At 44.4% G+C, this 17,520-nt stretch carries 16 protein-coding genes and 1 tRNA gene; 11 read left to right on the forward strand and 6 right to left on the reverse strand.

The features are described from left to right. The first annotated feature begins 12 nt into the window (after positions 1-12). From QE357_RS04060 to purH, 5 genes are all read left to right on the forward strand, one after another. Positions 13-1,686, forward strand: a complete 1,674-nt coding sequence (locus QE357_RS04060) for an IPT/TIG domain-containing protein (RefSeq protein ID WP_309706049.1) — start codon at positions 13-15, stop codon at positions 1,684-1,686. Between the two features lie 103 nt (positions 1,687-1,789). Continuing rightward, positions 1,790-2,206, forward strand: a complete 417-nt coding sequence (locus QE357_RS04065) for a hypothetical protein (protein ID WP_309706051.1) — start codon at positions 1,790-1,792, stop codon at positions 2,204-2,206. Between the two features lie 991 nt (positions 2,207-3,197). After that, a complete protein-coding gene (gene rpsA, locus QE357_RS04070) occupies positions 3,198-4,976 on the forward strand; it encodes a 30S ribosomal protein S1 (RefSeq protein ID WP_106635348.1) in 1,779 nt (592 codons plus the stop codon). Between the two features lie 379 nt (positions 4,977-5,355). Beyond that, positions 5,356-5,426 (forward strand) — tRNA-Cys (locus QE357_RS04075). 148 nt (positions 5,427-5,574) lie between these two features. Next, positions 5,575-7,110 (forward strand): bifunctional phosphoribosylaminoimidazolecarboxamide formyltransferase/IMP cyclohydrolase, encoded by a 1,536-nt coding sequence (gene purH / locus QE357_RS04080; RefSeq protein WP_106635100.1) that lies wholly within the window; start codon positions 5,575-5,577, stop codon positions 7,108-7,110. Between the two features lie 146 nt (positions 7,111-7,256). On the opposite strand, the gene QE357_RS04085 is transcribed toward purH, so the two are convergent. Beyond that, positions 7,257-9,926 (reverse strand): MGH1-like glycoside hydrolase domain-containing protein, encoded by a 2,670-nt coding sequence (locus QE357_RS04085; protein WP_309706055.1) that lies wholly within the window; start codon positions 9,924-9,926, stop codon positions 7,257-7,259. Between the two features lie 190 nt (positions 9,927-10,116). Between QE357_RS04085 and QE357_RS04090 the strand changes: the two genes are divergently transcribed. After that, positions 10,117-10,497, forward strand: coding sequence for a DUF423 domain-containing protein (locus tag QE357_RS04090; protein ID WP_307142112.1), 381 nt, complete (start codon positions 10,117-10,119; stop codon positions 10,495-10,497). A gap of 214 nt (positions 10,498-10,711) precedes the next feature. Here QE357_RS04090 and QE357_RS04095 read toward each other — a convergent pair whose 3' ends face one another. Further along, complete coding sequence (locus tag QE357_RS04095; RefSeq protein ID WP_309706058.1) at positions 10,712-11,986, reverse strand: replication-associated recombination protein A; 1,275 nt, start codon at positions 11,984-11,986, stop codon at positions 10,712-10,714. A 282-nt stretch (positions 11,987-12,268) separates the two neighbouring features. Between QE357_RS04095 and QE357_RS04100 the strand changes: the two genes are divergently transcribed. From QE357_RS04100 to QE357_RS04120, 5 genes are all read left to right on the forward strand, one after another. Continuing rightward, on the forward strand, positions 12,269-12,604 hold the full coding sequence (locus tag QE357_RS04100) for a hypothetical protein (RefSeq protein ID WP_309706059.1): 336 nt from the start codon (positions 12,269-12,271) through the stop codon (positions 12,602-12,604). 118 nt (positions 12,605-12,722) lie between these two features. Continuing rightward, positions 12,723-13,376, forward strand: a complete 654-nt coding sequence (locus QE357_RS04105) for a hypothetical protein (protein WP_106635104.1) — start codon at positions 12,723-12,725, stop codon at positions 13,374-13,376. A 3-nt stretch (positions 13,377-13,379) separates the two neighbouring features. Further along, positions 13,380-13,529, forward strand: a complete 150-nt coding sequence (locus QE357_RS04110) for a hypothetical protein (RefSeq protein WP_157830186.1) — start codon at positions 13,380-13,382, stop codon at positions 13,527-13,529. A 13-nt stretch (positions 13,530-13,542) separates the two neighbouring features. Next, complete coding sequence (locus tag QE357_RS04115; RefSeq protein ID WP_106635105.1) at positions 13,543-14,352, forward strand: sensor histidine kinase; 810 nt, start codon at positions 13,543-13,545, stop codon at positions 14,350-14,352. After that, positions 14,349-15,014 (forward strand): response regulator transcription factor, encoded by a 666-nt coding sequence (locus tag QE357_RS04120; protein ID WP_232793546.1) that lies wholly within the window; start codon positions 14,349-14,351, stop codon positions 15,012-15,014. The genes QE357_RS04115 and QE357_RS04120 overlap by 4 nt, the downstream gene beginning before the upstream one ends. On the opposite strand, the gene QE357_RS04125 is transcribed toward QE357_RS04120, so the two are convergent. The 4 genes from QE357_RS04125 to QE357_RS04140 all read right to left on the reverse strand — a co-directional run bounded on the left by QE357_RS04125 (position 15,011) and on the right by QE357_RS04140 (position 17,515). Beyond that, entirely contained in the window at positions 15,011-15,403 is a 393-nt protein-coding gene (locus QE357_RS04125; RefSeq protein WP_106635107.1) for a gamma-glutamylcyclotransferase, read from the reverse strand. The genes QE357_RS04120 and QE357_RS04125 overlap by 4 nt on opposite strands. Before the next feature lie 103 nt (positions 15,404-15,506). Continuing rightward, complete coding sequence (locus QE357_RS04130; RefSeq protein WP_106635108.1) at positions 15,507-15,860, reverse strand: hypothetical protein; 354 nt, start codon at positions 15,858-15,860, stop codon at positions 15,507-15,509. Between the two features lie 306 nt (positions 15,861-16,166). Next, positions 16,167-16,490 carry an isoamylase early set domain-containing protein gene (locus tag QE357_RS04135; RefSeq protein ID WP_307142115.1) on the reverse strand — a complete coding sequence of 108 codons (324 nt, stop codon included), beginning with the start codon at positions 16,488-16,490 and terminating at the stop codon, positions 16,167-16,169. A gap of 209 nt (positions 16,491-16,699) precedes the next feature. Further along, positions 16,700-17,515, reverse strand: a complete 816-nt coding sequence (locus QE357_RS04140; RefSeq protein ID WP_309706065.1) for an energy transducer TonB — start codon at positions 17,513-17,515, stop codon at positions 16,700-16,702. Between the last annotated feature and the right edge of the window lie 5 nt (positions 17,516-17,520).

The raw sequence follows: 17,520 nt of genomic DNA on the forward strand, positions 1-17,520 counted from the left end.
ACTTTAAAAGTCATGCAACTTTTTAAACAAGCAAGGTTTGTAATGCTGGCCATTGTGGCTGGCTTCGCCGTCGCTTCCTGTAACAACGACGACTCTCCGGCTCCGGTAGTGACGATTGCTTCGGTTAACCCAACCAGCGGTCCTGTAGGTTCGGATATCACCATTACTGGTACTGAGTTCGGTAGCGATACGACGGGTGTTCGAGTAACCTTCACTGGCGGCTCTGTAGCTAAAATCAAAACGATTGCTCCTACATCTATCGTAGCCACTGTTCCTACGGGTGCTCAGGATGGTCCGATTACAGTTAAAATTGGATCAAAAGCAGCGGTTACCAGCTCTGCATCGTTTACGCTAGGTAACAAATCAGTAGTTGAAGTATCCAATGAAATTACAACAAGCACTACCTGGGAGTCTTCTAAGGTATACCTGATTAAAGGTTTTGTTTACGTTAGATCTGGCGTAACGTTAACCATTCAGCCCGGTACCATTATCAAGGGTGGTTTGCCTGCTCAGGACCCTTCAGGCCAGCAAAAAGGCGGAACGCTAATCGTACAGCCTGGTGCTAAATTAATGGCCGTAGGTACTGCCAGCCAGCCTATCGTCTTTACTTCCTCGAAAGCCGCTGGAAGCCGTAACTACGGTGACTGGGGTGGTGTAGTATTAATCGGTAAAGCTCCAATCAACCGTCCAGGTGCTACAAACTTTGAGGGAGGTATCTCTGGAACCACAGGAACGTATAGTGATGCTGCGGATAACTCAGGTACCCTGAAATATGTACGTATTGAATTTGGCGGTATTGCGTTATCCAACACGGCAAACTCAGAAATTAACGGGTTGACGATGTACGGTGTAGGATCTGGTACAACGATCGAAAACGTACAGGTTTCTTACTCCGGTGACGACTCATTCGAGTGGTTCGGCGGCACGGTAAATGCTAAATATCTGGTTGCCTTCCGTGGCTTTGACGATGATTGGGATACCGATTGGGGGTATTCTGGAAAAGTACAGTTTGCTCTTTCTATGCGTGATCCGAACGTAGCTGACCAGTCTACTTCAAACGGTTTCGAGTCGGATAACTTTGATCCAGGTACGCCTGCTACTGACGTGAATAATGGTCTTCCTTTAACAGGGGCAATATTTGCTAACGTAAGTAACTTCGTTTTCCAGGGTACTCCTAGTTCCGCTACTACATCCAATGGTTCTGGTTCTTTTGGACGCGGGATGCACTTACGTCGTAACACCTCCATCAGCATTTTCAATAGCTTGCTGGTAGGTTACCCAGAAGGGTTCCGTTTGGATGGAACGACGACTTTGGCAAACGCTACTTCAAATGGGATGCAATTGCGTGGTATTGTATTAGCAAATATGAATACACCTGTAAATGGAGCGAACGGAGTAACGGCTGATCAGGCTACGGCTTTCTTTACTACTACTGAATATGCTAACCAGATCGTTACGCTTGCTAACCTGGGTACGTTAGGTTTGAATGCGAATAACTTCAACTTAACTTCTCCTGCCTTTACAGTGGCTTCTTCTTCGCCCTTATTAAGTGGTGCAGTTTGGACGGGTAAAGGTGCTGACTCCTTCTTCCAGAAAGTAAATTACCGTGGAGCTTTCAATGCTACGGATAACTGGACCGCGGGTTGGACCAACTTCAATCCACAGAATACAAACTACGATAAATAGTCATTACGGATTTTTCATATTGGTGTTGCTCGAAAAGCCGGGGATTCTGTCTCCGGTTTTTCTTTTACTTAAAGAAAATACGAAACTCTTAACTAGATAAATAATGTGGAAATCTTTCTTTAAAATCCTGATTAATCTCTACTTCTGTTTGTTCGTATATGTAGTTTTTTCAGTAGGATCTGATACTAAATACGGCGGAGCAGCAGCCTATGTTTCTGAACCAAGAACGTACGCTTTAGGGGGACATATTCTGTCTGTTTATCTGTATATCGTTCTGCTATTCTTTCCAGCTTATCTGGCGATACCCGCTATGTATCATCTAATAGTTTATCGCTTTAAGATTCAATCGCTTTGGGCTTTAGTGATCGGAGCGGGTATTACTGGAAGTATAGGAGCATTCGTATTCTTGGCTCTTAGGTTAATGAGAAGTAACTTTTGGTTAATAGATATAATAGGGCTGGGAGTAACAGGTGTGCTGTATGGGCTAATAGATGGTCTTTGGGTAAGGAAAAAGAATTAGTAATTAAAGCCATTTTAAAACTACATTTAGCTATATAACGATGGGAAGAATATTTTTTAAGGTATTGATAGCCGTATTAATCACCCTTTGGTTCCATGCTTTAGTTTACGATGGATTAATAGATACATTAGGCAAAGCATATGAAACAGATTATTTAAATAATTCGCTGGACACATTTATAGTTTTTGTTTTTTATGGAATGTTACTCTTTTACCTGTTTCCTATAGGAACATGTCATAGTTTGATTAATTACTTTAAAATAAAGAATAAATTTCATTATGTTATCTTGAGTATGGGGTGTTTTGGGTTCTATGGAACCCTTTTATTTTTCCTGGCACGTGAAGGTAAATACTATACTTTGACTTTAATATCCTGGCTAATGGCAGGCCTTACATACGGCATTATTTATTCATTATGGCTTAAGAAATATTTGAGGTTTTGGAAAAGTTAATAGCTTAAAATAAGTTATAAACCAGAAACTCCGGCAGAAAACCTGTCGGAGTTTTGCGTTAATAAAAAAGAAAATGTCACTTAATCCCCTGCATCCTGCGAATACAAGCCAGGTTGAGCGTCTAGTTCAGCCTGAGGGATGGAGCAGATGATCTGGCCGCTTCGAACTAAGTCGTGCCAGCGGGTACCTACGGCGAATTCTAACGGCTGATGATGATAGTTAAGTCGATTAATCGGATTTTTGGTTACGTCTGCGTATTTTTTGAAGAAGGAACGACTTTTGGTAAAGTATAACCTGAAACAATGTGGAAGCTAAGTATGCTGATTCAGGGCAAGAGACAGCGTAGGGTGTGCTAGCATCAATACGAATGGGAGAAAGAAGAAGGGACGGAAAAAAAGAGCGTATATTTTGAAGATTACCTGCTCAGTATCAGTAAAAATGACTACCTTTGCATTCCGTTTTGAAAAAACGGATTCACTAAAGTTCAGCAGGCTCTTCGCCCGGTCGGCTGATGTATCCAGGGCGAGCCAAATTCTTATTATGGCAAAACCACAAGTAACTGATTTTGATTGGGATCACGCGGACAATCGCGGCTTTGGTAGTGGTTACTCTAAAGCTGAGCGTGATGAATTAGCTGCTCTGTACGAAGGTACGCTGAGTCAGGTAGCTGAGAAAGAAGTTGTTAAAGGTACCGTTGTTGGAGTTACGGATCGTGAAGTAATCTTAAACATTGGTTTCAAATCAGACGGGATGGTTCCCCGTGCTGAATTCCGCGACATGCCCGAGTTGAAAGCTGGTGATGAAGTGGAAGTGTATATCGAAAATCAGGAAGATCCTAACGGTCAGCTGATCCTTTCTCGTAAGAAAGCGAAGGTAATCACTGCCTGGGATAATATTCAGAAAGCTCTGGATCAAGACCTCGTAATCGATGGTTTTGTGAAGCGTCGGACGAAAGGTGGTCTGATCGTAGATATCTACGGTGTAGAAGCCTTCTTACCCGGTTCTCAAATTGACGTTAAACCCATCCGCGACTTCGATATTTTCGTTGGCAAGCGTATGGAAGTAAAAGTGGTGAAAATCAACTACGCTAATGATAACGTAGTCGTTTCCCACAAAGTCCTCATCGAGAAAGATCTGGAGCAGCAACGTCAGCAAATCCTGACGAACCTGGAAAAAGGTCAGGTACTCGAAGGCGTGATCAAAAACATGACCAACTTCGGTGTATTCATCGATCTGGGTGGTGTAGATGGTCTGCTGCACATTACCGATATCTCCTGGGGTCGTATCAACCACCCAAGCGAAGTCCTCAAATTGGACCAACGTATTCAGGTGGTTGTGCTGGACTTCGACGAAGACAAGAAGCGTATCTCTCTCGGCATGAAGCAACTGACTGCTCATCCTTGGGAAGCACTTCCTGCCGAAGTAGAGCCCGGTGCCCGCGTGAAAGGCAAAATCGTGAACGTAGCCGATTACGGTGCGTTCTTAGAAGTTCAGCCTGGCGTAGAAGGTCTGATTCACGTGTCAGAAATGTCATGGTCTCAGCATCTGCGTAATCCTCAGGACTTCCTGAAAGTAGGTGACGAAATCGAAGCAGTAGTACTGACGATCGATCGTGCTGAACGCAAGATGTCTTTAGGTATCAAACAACTGACGGCTGATCCCTGGACTCGTACAGAGCTGTTGTCTAAATATGCTCCTGGTACGAAACATTCAGGAACCGTTCGTAACCTGACTAACTTCGGCCTGTTCCTGGAAATGGAAGAAGGAATCGATGGTCTGGTTCACGTTTCTGACCTGTCTTGGACTCGCAAAATCAAGCATCCTTCTGAGTACACGAAAGTAGGTGACAAAATGGATGTGGTTGTTCTGGAACTCGACGCTGAAAACCGTCGTCTTTCATTAGGCCACAAACAACTTGAAGAAAACCCATGGGATACCTTCGAGAACATCTTCACGATCGGTTCTGTACACAAAGGAACGATCATTGCTAAGTCTGACAAGTTAGCTCAAATCGAGCTTCCTTACGGTATCGAAGGACAAGCTCCGATCAAGCAATTAGCGAAAGAAGACGGATCAAATGCTGAAGTAGGTGAGTCTATCGACTTCAAAGTAATTGAATTCCACAAAGAAGAACGTCGTATCGTTGTATCTCACTCTAAAATCTGGAGTGATGCGAAGGAAGAAGTGAAAGTTGAAGAGAAGAAGAAGACGCAGAAAGCGGTTGAGAAAACCAACACAACGGCTGCTGCTGAAAAGTCTACTCTTGGCGATCTGGACGCTCTGGCTGCTCTGAAAGAGCAAATGGAACGCGGAAACTAATTCCACAGGCGATTCAATAACGCTTAAGACAGGGCGGGCCGAAAGGCTCGCCCTTCTTTATTATCCATCATTTGATTACTGTCGAATAGTTACACCCATCCGAAACGTCTACAATTTTATCGAAGGTTATCTTTCGTAGAGACGTCGATTTATCGCGTCTCTTTTTTGAAAGCAAATGATTTAAAAACTGACCGAGTAGGAGACGCGATAAATCGACGTCTCTACCTATGTGAAAATATATTTTTAAATACTTATTAGTCAGAGTTTTATGAAAAAATAGTTAACAAGTAATAAAAAAAAAGAGGCAAACGGATGGAAAACGCAATTTTCGCCCTATTTTTGCAGCCTCAAGAGCGGAAGAGCTTTTGAGAAATAACAAGGTACCATGGCCGAGAGGCTAGGCTGAGGTCTGCAAAACCTCCTACAGCGGTTCGAATCCGCTTGGTACCTCCCTAAAAAATCCCTGAGCTTTCCTCGGGGTTTTTTTATTCATACTCAATTCTTTTGGGAAGTAATAGCCATTGGCAAGGAGTTTAAGGATAAAGCCAAAGCCCCCTGTAAACTCGAAACTGCAAACTGAGTTTTAATCGACGAATCCATGTCGCACAAGAAAATCACTTCCGCTCTTCTATCTGTATTCCATAAGGAAGGCTTAGCTCCTATTGTTGAATCTCTGCACGCTCAGGGGGTTAAATTGTATTCAACGGGCGGTACCCAGTCATTCATCGAGGAAATGGGGATTCCTGTAACTCCCGTAGAAGAACTGACCAGTTATCCTTCTATTTTCGGTGGCCGGGTAAAAACCCTGCACCCTAAAATTTTCGGTGGTATTCTGTACCGTCGGGATAACGAAGACGACGTTAAAACGGCTGAGCAATACGAAATCGCTCCCATTGATCTGGTGGTAGTAGATTTATACCCTTTCGAAGAAACAGTAGCAGCGGGTGGTTCAACAGATGAAATCATCGAAAAAATTGACATCGGTGGCATCTCGCTGATTCGTGGAGCGGCTAAAAACTTCGAAGATGTTCTGATCGTATCCAGCCGTTCTCAATATGCGGAGTTACTTCGCATTTTGTCCGAACATCAGGCCACGACCAGCCTTGAGTTACGTCGTTACTTTGCTACGCTGGCGTTCGGGGTTACTTCTCAGTATGATTCAGCAATTTACCAGTGGTTTGCAGGCCAGACGTACACGGGTCGTGCCGCTGATATCTTTAACTTCAAGCAGTTACCTGCCAATTCTTTACGGTACGGTGAAAACCCTCACCAGTCGGCAACGTTCTACGGCGATCTGAAAGGCATGTTCGAGCAACTGAACGGCAAAGAGCTTTCCTATAACAACCTGGTTGACGTGGACGCATCCGTGCAATTGATTGATGAATTTACGGATACTACGTTTGTCATTATCAAGCATACGAACGCCTGCGGTATTGCTACGGCTCCTACGGCGAAAGAAGCGTATCTGAATGCTCTTTCCTGCGATCCCGTTTCGGCGTTTGGTGGCGTAGTGGCTACGAATGCAAAAGTGGATATTGCCGTAGCGGAAGAACTGAACAAACTGTTCATGGAAATCCTGATTGCTCCTGAATTTGATCAGGATGCTATTGATCTGCTGAAGTCTAAAAAGAACCGCATTCTGCTGAAGCGTAATGTAGTGCAGCCAACAAAGCAGATGTTCAAGACTATCCTGAATGGCGTATTGGTTCAGGATAAAGATAACGTAGCGGAAACGGCAGCGGAAATGTCGCCTAAAACGGAAAAAGCTCCGACTGAAAGCGAATACAAAGCTCTGGAGTTTGCTCTGAAAGTTTGTAAACACACGAAATCCAATACCATCGTTCTGGCGAAAGAAAACCAGTTATTGGCCAGTGGCGTAGGGCAGACCTCTCGCGTAGATGCTCTGAAACAGGCTATTGCGAAGGCGGCTGAATTCGGCTTTGATCTGAACGGTGCAGTGATGGCTTCTGACGCGTTCTTCCCCTTCGCCGATTGTGTGGAGATTGCTCACAAGGCGGGTATTACGGCAGTGGTTCAGCCCGGCGGTTCTGTTCGTGACCAGGATTCCATTACCTATTGCAACGAAAATGGAATGGCAATGGTCTTCACGGGCGTTCGTCACTTCAAACATTAATAGCTTGTCACCCCAAGCATGGGAAGCGTCCTTTTCTTCGGAGAGGGACGCTTTTTTATGTTCTATAGAAATCGTTGCTGGGATAAAGCCCCTAACGAATGAAGGCCTTTCCCGATTCAGAAAAGGCCTTCATTCGTTATAAAACGTTATGACTTTGCAATTTCCGCCTCGACGGTCTGCTGAAGCGTGTGCACGTATTCAATTAACTCCGCTACCAGACCCGTCCAGCCCGTTTGGTGAGCGGCTCCCAGACCTGAACCGTCATTTCCGTTGAAGTATTCAAAGAATTGCAAGCAATCCTTGAAATACGGATCGGTATTAAACTTACTGTATTGCTGCTGGTAAGGACGTAATCCAGTTTGGGTATCAGGCGTAAAGATTTTAATCAGACGGCCCGCAACGGCCAAGGCGGCTTCCTTGATAGTGACCAGTTGTCCTGAATTCGTCGGATATTCAATCTCGAAATCATCTCCGTAATACTGATGAAATTTGAGTAAGGAATCCACAATCAGGAAGTTCATGGGGAACCACACGGGACCCCGCCAGTTGGAGTTACCCCCAAACATGGCTCCGGTACTTTCAGCGGGCGTGTACGCCACCCGTAATACCTCATTGCCCACCCGAAATTCGTAAGGGTTGGTGGCGTAATACTTGGAAAGCGAACGCACGCCGTGGTCGGAGAGAAATTCAGCTTCGTCGAATACCCGTTTCAAAATCATCTTCATCCGGTGACCACGAATGATCGACAACAGACGGGTTTCGCCTTTACCGGGTTCGTACCAGCGGGAAATCAGCGAAGCCAAATCCGGGCGGTTTGCCAATACCCATTCTACCCGACGTTTGAAATCAGGTAAGCGTTCCAGCAAGTCAGGGTCAAGAACCTCAACGGCGAACAGTGGAATCAGCCCTACCATTGACCGGAGTTTCAGTAACATACTAGGTCCATTTGGAATGTGCAACAAGTCATAATAAAACTGGTCGTCTTCATCCCAAAGGCTAATTTCTTCACGGCCCAGCGATTTCATGGCTCCGGCAATGTGCAGGAAGTGTTCGAAGAATTTCGAAGCCATATCCTGATAAGTTGAACGCTCCAGAGCAATTTCACAGGCAATCCGTAGCATGTTCAGCGTGTACATGGCCATCCAGCCCGTACCATCCGCCTGCTCTAAATGCCCGCCCAGGGGTAACTGAGCGGAGCGGTCAAACACCCCGATGTTATCCATGCCGAGGAAACCACCGCCGAAGATGTTGTTACCCTGTTCATCCTTGATGTTAACCCACCAGGTGAAGTTGAGTAACAATTTATGGAAGACGCGTTCGAGGAAACCAATGTCTCCCTTCCCGTTCATTTGCTTGTCAATCTCATACACTTTCCAGGTAGCCCAAGCGTGTACGGGAGGGTTTACGTCCGAAAAAGTCCATTCATAGGCCGGAATCTGACCGTTCGGGTGCATGTAATACTCCCGAAGAACTACGGCTAACTGACGCTTGGCAAAGTCAGGATCCAGGCGGGCCAGGGGAACACAGTGGAAGGCCAGATCCCAGGCCGCAAACCAGGGATATTCCCACTTGTCGGGCATGGAGAGAATATTGGCGGTATACATGTGCCGCCACGTGCGGTTACGGCCAAACTTCCGCTCGGGAGCGGGCTTGGGCATGGCGGGGTCACCATTGAGCCATTCGTTGACGTTGTAGTAATAAAATTGCTTCGACCAGAGCATACCCGCATACGCCTGACGCTGAATTTTCTTCAGTTCAGCATCTTTGACGTTTTTCTGAAGATCGTCGTAATATTCGTCGGCTTCCTGAATTCGCTGGTTGAAAACGGTATCAAAATCCTCGAAAGGCTCGTGATTGGAATAATTAGCAAAGCGTAAACGAACGGTAAAGCTTTCGCCTGCGGCTACTTTTCGGGTAAATTTCGCCGAAGCTTTAGTCCCGATATGATTGGGGTTAACCGTCTTTTTCTTACCACCGGAAACGACATAATCGTTAATTCCATCTTTAGGGTAAGGAGAGAAGTTAGGGCTATTAAAAACGCGTTCGAAGTTGGTTTCGTTTTCGCAAAAAAGCAGCGAATCCGCGTCTTCGATGTAGAGTTTGTATTTTCCCAGAATTTTATGGTCAACGTCAATGAGCGACTTGGAGTAACCCGTCAGCATCGGACGCACACTGTAGTTTTCATAACCCCATATCCAGGTATTTCTGAACCAAAGCGTAGGTAATACCGTAATGGGAGCCGCCTTAGGGCCACGGTTATGTACCGTCAGGCGAATGAGAATGTCGTTTTCGTCGGCCTTCGCGTATTCCATCTCCATATCGAAATACTCGTTTTTATCGAAAACGCCCGTATCCATTAATTCAAATTCGGGTTGTTCGCGATTCCGATTCCGGTTTTCCCGCAAGATCTGTTCGTACGGAAAAGCTTGCTGTGGATACTTATACAGCATTTTCATGTACGAGTGCGTTGGAGTGGAGTCGAGGTAATAGTATAATTCCTTGACATCTTCTCCGTGATTCGATTCGGGGTTGGTCAAACCAAAAAGACGTTCTTTGATAATGCCATCTTTATGATTCCAGAAAGCGAAGGCAAAACAGATGTGACCCTTATTGTCGGAAAGGCCACCAATGCCGTCTTCGCCCCAGCGGTAGGCACGGCTGCGGGCAGTATCATGCGAGAAAAAATTCCAGGCGTCGCCATTCGATGAATAATCTTCTCGTACCGTACCCCACTGACGTTCAGCGAGGTATGGCCCCCACTTTTTCCAGCCTTTGTTATCCGCACGTTGGGAAAGTCGTATTTTTTCTACAATCATAAGCTATGAATCAAGATAGTCTCTGAATGGGAATATGAACAAAGAACGGAATTAGAATAAAAACTTACGCCTTTGCTCGTTATTATTAAGAGAAATGTAACAATCGTACCCGAAATTTACGCTCTCGGAGCGTAGCCGAAAGGATACTCCTAAATAGCTCAAATTTTCTTATTAAAACGTATATTTTTCTATGACTGCAAAATTTGCCCTGCTGGCGGGTTCATTATTGGGAGCGTTAGGCGTAGGGCTGGGAGCTTTCGGAGCCCATGCACTCAAGCCTATGTTAGTGGCAACGGGTCGGTTTGATACCTTTGAAACCGCAGTTCGATACCAGTTTTATCACGCCCTGGCTTTACTGGCCATCGGATTATTAATTAATCAATTACCAGTCATTGAAAAAGGCTTAGGTTGGGCGGGCTGGGCTTTTCTGATTGGCGTAATCATTTTTAGCGGCTCGCTGTATACGATCTGTTTTGCCGGTATTAAAGCCTTCGGAGCCGTGGCTCCCATCGGCGGAACGTCCCTCATCATTGGCTGGTTAATTCTGGCTTATCAGGTAACAAAGGCTTAGTGCATACGTTTAAGGTGGTTTGATGTAGGCTCCAGGAGTTGAAAATAGCCTCCCCAAAGGTTCAAACATTGGGGAGGTTATCAATACAGTAGGGTAAGGGTCAGCAAAACCCCAGCGGGATTAAATTAAGAATAGCCCAAGGCTATCCAACCCGGGGAAGACTTTATACGCTGAAAAGAACCATATCAAACCACTTCGAATGCACTCAAACCCTTTAATACCCATATTTTTCTTTCCATAAAGCCTTCAGTCGCTCCCTGATCTTCTCTTCAGCGGCGTTACCCTGCGGATCAAATAGCTTCGTACCTTTCAGTGATTCCGGTAAAAATTCCTGTTCCACAAAATTGCCTTTATACTGGTGGGCGTAGCGATAATCTTTCCCGTAATCCAGTTCTTTCATCAGTTTCGTTGGAGCATTTCGTAAGTGCAAGGGAATCGGCTGGGCCCCGGTTTTCTGAACTAGCTCCAAGGCCTGATTAATGGCTGAATACGCTGAGTTACTTTTGGGCGAAGTGGCTAAGTAAATCGTTGCTTCAGCCAGGGGAATGCGGGCTTCGGGCAATCCCAGCACCTTAACGGCCTGAAAACAGCTTTCGGCCAGTAATAGAGCATTAGGGTTGGCCAAACCAATGTCTTCTGCGGCTGAAATAAGAATACGGCGGGCAATGAATTCAATATCTTCTCCGCCGTCCAGCATCCGGGCCAGGTAATAAATCGCCGCATTGGGGTCAGAACCGCGAATGGATTTAATGAAAGCCGAAGCGATGTCGTAATGAGCTTCGCCGCCTTTGTCGTATAAAGCAATGTTTTGCTGGACTTTATCGAAGACCAATTCGTTGGTAATCAGAAGTGGCTCGCCGGCTCGCTGAAAGTTGGTAATTAGCTCCAGTACATTATATAATTTCCGACCATCACCACCGGATAACTGTAGTATTGCCTCGTATTCTTCCACCTGAATGTTACGATCTTTCAGAAATTCATCCTGCTGTAAAGCTCGATTAATCATTTCGATGAGGTCTTCTTTCTCAATCGATTTCAAGACGTATACCTGACAGCGGGAGAGCAAAGCCGGAATTACTTCAAAGGAAGGATTTTCGGTAGTAGCCCCAATGAGAGTGACAATGCCGCGTTCTACGGCCCCAAGTAATGAATCCTGCTGAGACTTGGAAAAGCGGTGAATTTCGTCGATAAACAGAATGGGACTGGCTGAGCTAAAAAAACGTTGTTTAGAGGCAGCATCAATGGTTTCCCGAATATCCTTAACTCCCGAATTGATAGCAGAAAGGCTAAAAAATGGAACTTTCAGCGATTGAGAGATCAGCGTCGCTAACGTTGTTTTACCCACACCCGGCGGGCCCCATAAAATCATGGAGGGAATGCGTTGAGCTTCAATCGCCTGCCTTAGCACCGAGGTCGGTCCTAATAAATGACGTTGACCAATGTATTCATCGATTGTTTTCGGACGCATGCGTTCCGCAAGTGGTTGCATAAGCTAGGCAGGTTTATCTTCAGGCTTTTCGTACTTCAAAAATAGATAAGCAAAATACAAACAAACGAGCCAGTAGGAGACAGTAAAGCCCAAAAGCAGGTGTTTTGAGTAATAATGCTTACGTATTTTCACCTTTTTTTATGCGGGTAATTACCCGATTTACCTCTTGGTAAAAGTCAATATAAAAAACTTGGTGCAAATTTACTTAGGTAACCATGCTGCCTTCTTAGGTAAGTATTGTTAATGAATACTTTACATAATCTCCCTTTATCTACTTAACATATGGCAGATTCAGTCTTACCTACGGGCGAGTTAATTCCTTTTAAAGAAGCCGAAGAATTGATAGCCCGTTACCAGAAAATGCATCCGGGTCAACTGGAAGGTTTTATTGTCGGTAGAAACATTGTTGAACAATTGCTGGCTCCTGAAGGTGTGGACACCGTTAAAATTCTCTTTGGAGAATTTGAGGACGGTAAAGTCAACATCGTCTTGTATCCTTCTGATAAGGATGGAAATCGGATTCCTCTGCGAAACGATGCTTCGGCTCAACGCGGAGAGGAAGATGGGGGCGATTATGCTGCCGATCGAGTTGGAACCATTCCTCCGGGAAAAGGCTAGTAATCAATTGAATGGATTGGGGGAATTCTCCCAATCCAGCTTTTATTTTATAGGATCACCTGGTTTTAAAAAATGGAAGACCTCTATATTTATGAATCTATAATCTGAATCTATTTCTATGAGTTCGCAGGAGTGGTTGCGTCACATTTCTATTGCCTTTGTCTTATTACCTTTCATAGTAGGGTTATTAAGATTTCATTACCTCAAAGAAGATTATAAATTATTACTAGGATACTTAACGGCATCTGTTCTGGTAGAAACCTGGGGAGAAATCACTTTTTTCATGAACTCTAAGGGTAACATGATTGGGTATAATATATATACAATCCTGGAGGTTACGTTATTAGGCTTATTATACGTAAAATTCATTAAAACTAAACTGTTTAAAAGAATAGTTCTGATTTCAATTGTTGCCTTTGATTTACTAGCTACCGTTCGTTGTCTCATTGATCCGCACGCCTACGATGATTTAAGCTGGAGTTTGTCCAACGCATTATTGATTACTTACGTACTGTTATTCTTTTACGATTTACTAAAGCAACCGGAAATAGCCGTCCTGACGAAATATCCCATGTTCTGGATTAGTGCGGGCATTCTGATTTTCTTCTCAGGAACCATTTTTGTGTTCCTTTTCGGGAAGTATATCATTGCAGATATGGATACGATGGGGGACTTATGGGATATGATTAAATGGCTGAATATTTTCTATAATATTCTTCTGACCATAGGATTAGCTCAGAAAAAATCAGTAATAAAAATCCAACCTAATTAAGTGATGAACTATATTCAACTGCATTTGAGAGAAATTATTATTATTGGTTCTTCTGGTATGATTAGTCTTTCACTCGTCATTATAGGGTTAGTCTGGTTTCTACACCGAAAATTAGTGGAGCAACATTGGGAGTTGAATCAATTCAAAGAATAGCTTATAGTCAACGATGAATATTTCGCTGGGAGGCGTCCGTTTAGCTTTAATTGCCGGCATCGCCATCATGCTTTTGATGGCGATATTCATCGTATTATTTCTAGTGTTGTATAAACGCAGGCAGGATAAGCAGAAGGAGGAGGTTCGGCAACTCGAAGAACAACACCAGAAAGCGTTACTGGAAGCAAGTATTCGCTCGCAGGAAGTAGAAGCCAAGCGAATTGCAGCAGATTTACACGATGATATCGGCACCTTACTCTCCGCCACACGGATGAGTTTTTCGCAGGTAACGAAACACCTGGATGATAGCGTAGAATCCAAAGAAACAGCCGATCACACGAAGAAGCTACTCGAAGAGGCCGTAGAAAACGTTCGACGCATCACCAAAGATATTCAGCCTCCTGCTCTCGAGAAATTGGGTTTGGTAGCCGTTTTGCATGATTTGGTACGAAAGCTTCAACTAGCCAACCCGGCTATTGCTATTGACCTGGAATGCCAGGGTGAAGGCGAAAGACTCGAACGTTCCATTGAATTTACACTCTTTCGCATTGCCCAGGAGCTACTCCATAACAGCCTGAAGCATTCCCGGGCTTCTCGCATTGAGTTATTCCTTCTGTTTAAACCTCATCGCGTGTTGTTAACCTTTAGTGATGATGGCGTTGGGTTTAATCTGAAAGAAGCTCAGCAACAGACGGTTTCGCTGGGTTTGAAAAATATTGAAAGTCGCCTCAACGTTGTGGGCGGTCACGTTATTTTTGAGACTTCACCCGGTGAAGGGATGCATACCGTTATAGAAATTCCATTACTCCATTCCAACCCATGATGTCAATTATTACTGATCAAATTCGAGTTGCTGTTGCTGATGATCACGCACTTTTTCGGCGGGGTTTGGCTAATATTCTTAATACATACGACGGGATCAAAGTCATTATTGAAGCCCAGGACGGTCAGGATTTACTAACCCAAATGGCCTTCGAAGCTCCCGACGTAATCCTGCTGGACCTGCAAATGCCCGTAATGGATGGCATCAAGGCTACGGAACAACTTCGCCTTCGCTTCCCTGACGTAAAGATCATCATTATCTCCATGCACGATGATGACGGCTTTGTAGCTCACCTGATGGAGCTTGGGGCGAATGGGTATATCATTAAAGACAGCGATCCAGATGAAGTAGTAAAAGCCATTCAAACCGTTGTGAAGGAAAATTATTACTACGGAGCCTTTATCAATAAGGTAATGCACCGCCGAATGCTGGATAAAGCCAAAACCAAGAAGCCCAGCTTTACGGCTCAGCCTGCCTTAAGCGAACGCGAACTGGAAGTGCTTCAGCTCATTTGTAGTGGCTTGACGAATGCCCAGATTGCCGCCAAATTATTTCTGAGCGACCGAACCGTAGAAGGGCATCGCACTAGAATTATGGAAAAAATTGGGGCAAAGAACACGGCAGCGATGGTCGTGTACGCCGTGAAAAACGGGTTATATTAACGCTTCATAAAATCACCACTGGTAATTTGGGAGAGGCCAATGATGGGTAAATTGTAGACATAAACCCAGGCCGTGACAGAAGAGCCGTCGCTGAGTTGAACAGTCTCCTGCTGTCGTAAATAATCAGAATGAGCTTCATCATCGGGATAATACCCTTCGTAAGGATCTAATTCGGAGAAGGTTTTTTCAGGATTAGCTAATAAATACACCTCTCCCTGTACCCGCTCTTCATGCTGCGTTGTTGAAATCAACGCGGGGTACCAGTCCACCAAATAAAGTTTTCCAGGTACGGAGCCGTCGGCAACCCACTCGGCCTGATTTTTCAGTACCTGGTGCATGGCGTGATCAGCCGTACGGCGTAGGGTACCGTATACGAATAGATAATGCATAGAGGGATGAGAAGCAAGATTGAACTCCAGGGGTTGGTTGTAAAGGCAAAGCCGCTCAAGTGAGCGGCTTTGTCCAACTAACCCTTAACCAAAACTAAAAAAATCATGAAGCCCGGCAATAGACAGAATCCGTCAGAGGAGTGCTCTTCAGGCCGGGGTAGGTATGTATCGTGACATCTTCCTGAGACAGGAACAATTGAATGGCCCAGTCAAGGACAATATTCATGAGCGAACGGGCAACTTTAGGATAAGAAGTTAGATTCGCTGCGTTTTCTGAAAGATCTTTTTTCGGGGTTGGTTGTACAAACGTGCTGGTTTTTTTGGCCAGCTGGTTTACCAGGCTTTTACCATTATACAGGCGATGGGGCATGCCCATGCCAAAACCCTGAACATTAAACAGGCCTATAAGAACCAGCAAAAAGGAAATTTTTCGGAAAGCTAAACCAAAGAACTTCATAGCTGAAAGAAGGTTAAAGTCAGACGGTGATTCTAAGTAACAAATTCAGGATGAGCTTTACCAGCAATTTCGGATGAACGGATGATAGCTCGGTTTCAATAGCTTACCCTGATGATACAAAGATAGGTGTTGTTAGGTACTTTGCAATACATGGTACCTATTTTTTTACTAATTTGTTTGTATCCGGTCTATTGAAGCGTTTACAGGATAAGGATGCAATGGAAAGGAAAAACGTTGCAGAACAGACAAAAAAAATCCCCAACTTTTTATTAAAGCCGGGGAAGGGTATAGAGAAGATCGAAAAATTTACAATACTACGACTGAGTTTTCTTCGAATGAGACACCGCTGGATACATACTTATCAGCTTCCGAATCATTGATCCAATTGGTACCATCGATTAAGTAACGGAACTGATATTCTTTACCTGTGCTTAATTCAACAGTGGCTTTGAACGATCCATCCTTTTGTTTTTTCAAAGGCGTGGCGTTTACATCCCAGCTGTTAAATTCACCTACAACTGCTACTTTTTCTGCTCCTTTGCCAGATTCAGCAGGAACTAAGAAGGTTACCTTAGTGATTGGCTTGCTTTTGAGAGATTGCTTAGACAGACTCATGGTTGGATTATTCATTTTGATTTCCGAAACAAATATGCAAGCAACGGAACAATAAAACAACTGACTATCAGAATTTTATATAAAGTGAAGCACGGTAATATCCAATTTTAAATTTTTTATTGGGATAATTCTATTTTCATTTACCGTAGATTAAAAAGTTAGAAATGAACGGAAGCTAACTTTCTACTAAATCAGACAGTTAAATTCCGTTCATCGTAATCGACTCATTCTAAAGTAAATGCAATGGGTAAATGGAATCTGCACCGAACAGACCGACCCTGTTGACGACCGGGTTTCCAGCGAGGCATTTCCCTTAAAACGCGTCGGGCTTCTTCATCACAACCAAAGCCGATGCCTTTCTCAACTTCGATTTGTGATATACTACCGTCCCGGTCTACTACGAAAGAAACAAAAACTCTACCCGAAACATTAGCCTGCTGAGCCTGCGTAGGGTAACGCAGATTTTTCTGTAAAAAACGATTCAGAGCTTCAATACCACCAGGGAATTCAGGTTGTATTTCTACATTTAACAGCGGAGCATCGTTGTCGGCGGATGGTTTAATTTCAACAATTGCATTTTTGATTCCTCCCGTATGATCAGAAATATCTACCACCGCGGGCATATCACTGCCGTCCAGAACGGTCTGACTTCCCGCCTGATGATCCTGCAACATTTTCTGGGTAACGTCTACCTCTTCTTTGACAAGTACATCGGGCGTAATCTCCGGTTGTAATAACTTATAAGTGTTCACGGGTTGCGTCTCCACTGGAGGCAGAGGAGTAACTACGGGTGGCTCTGGTAAGGGTTCGGGTTCTTCGATGATGACATCTTTCGTTAATAGCTTAGCTTTTACTTCGATTTCTGGTTTAGTAATTTTTGCGAAAAGCAAAGGTGAGAACGCCGTGAGCAGAAAGAAGCTAACACCAATCAACAGAGCCAGGCGGATATTTTTTCCGTATACCTGACGCAGTTCGTAGGCTCCATAGCTCCGATTTCGGTTGGAGAATACGTAATCCTCTAAAGTTTGCAGGGTTTCCATAGTTT

This window comes from Siphonobacter sp. SORGH_AS_0500, from assembly GCF_031453245.1.
Lineage (GTDB): Bacteria > Bacteroidota > Bacteroidia > Cytophagales > Spirosomataceae > Siphonobacter.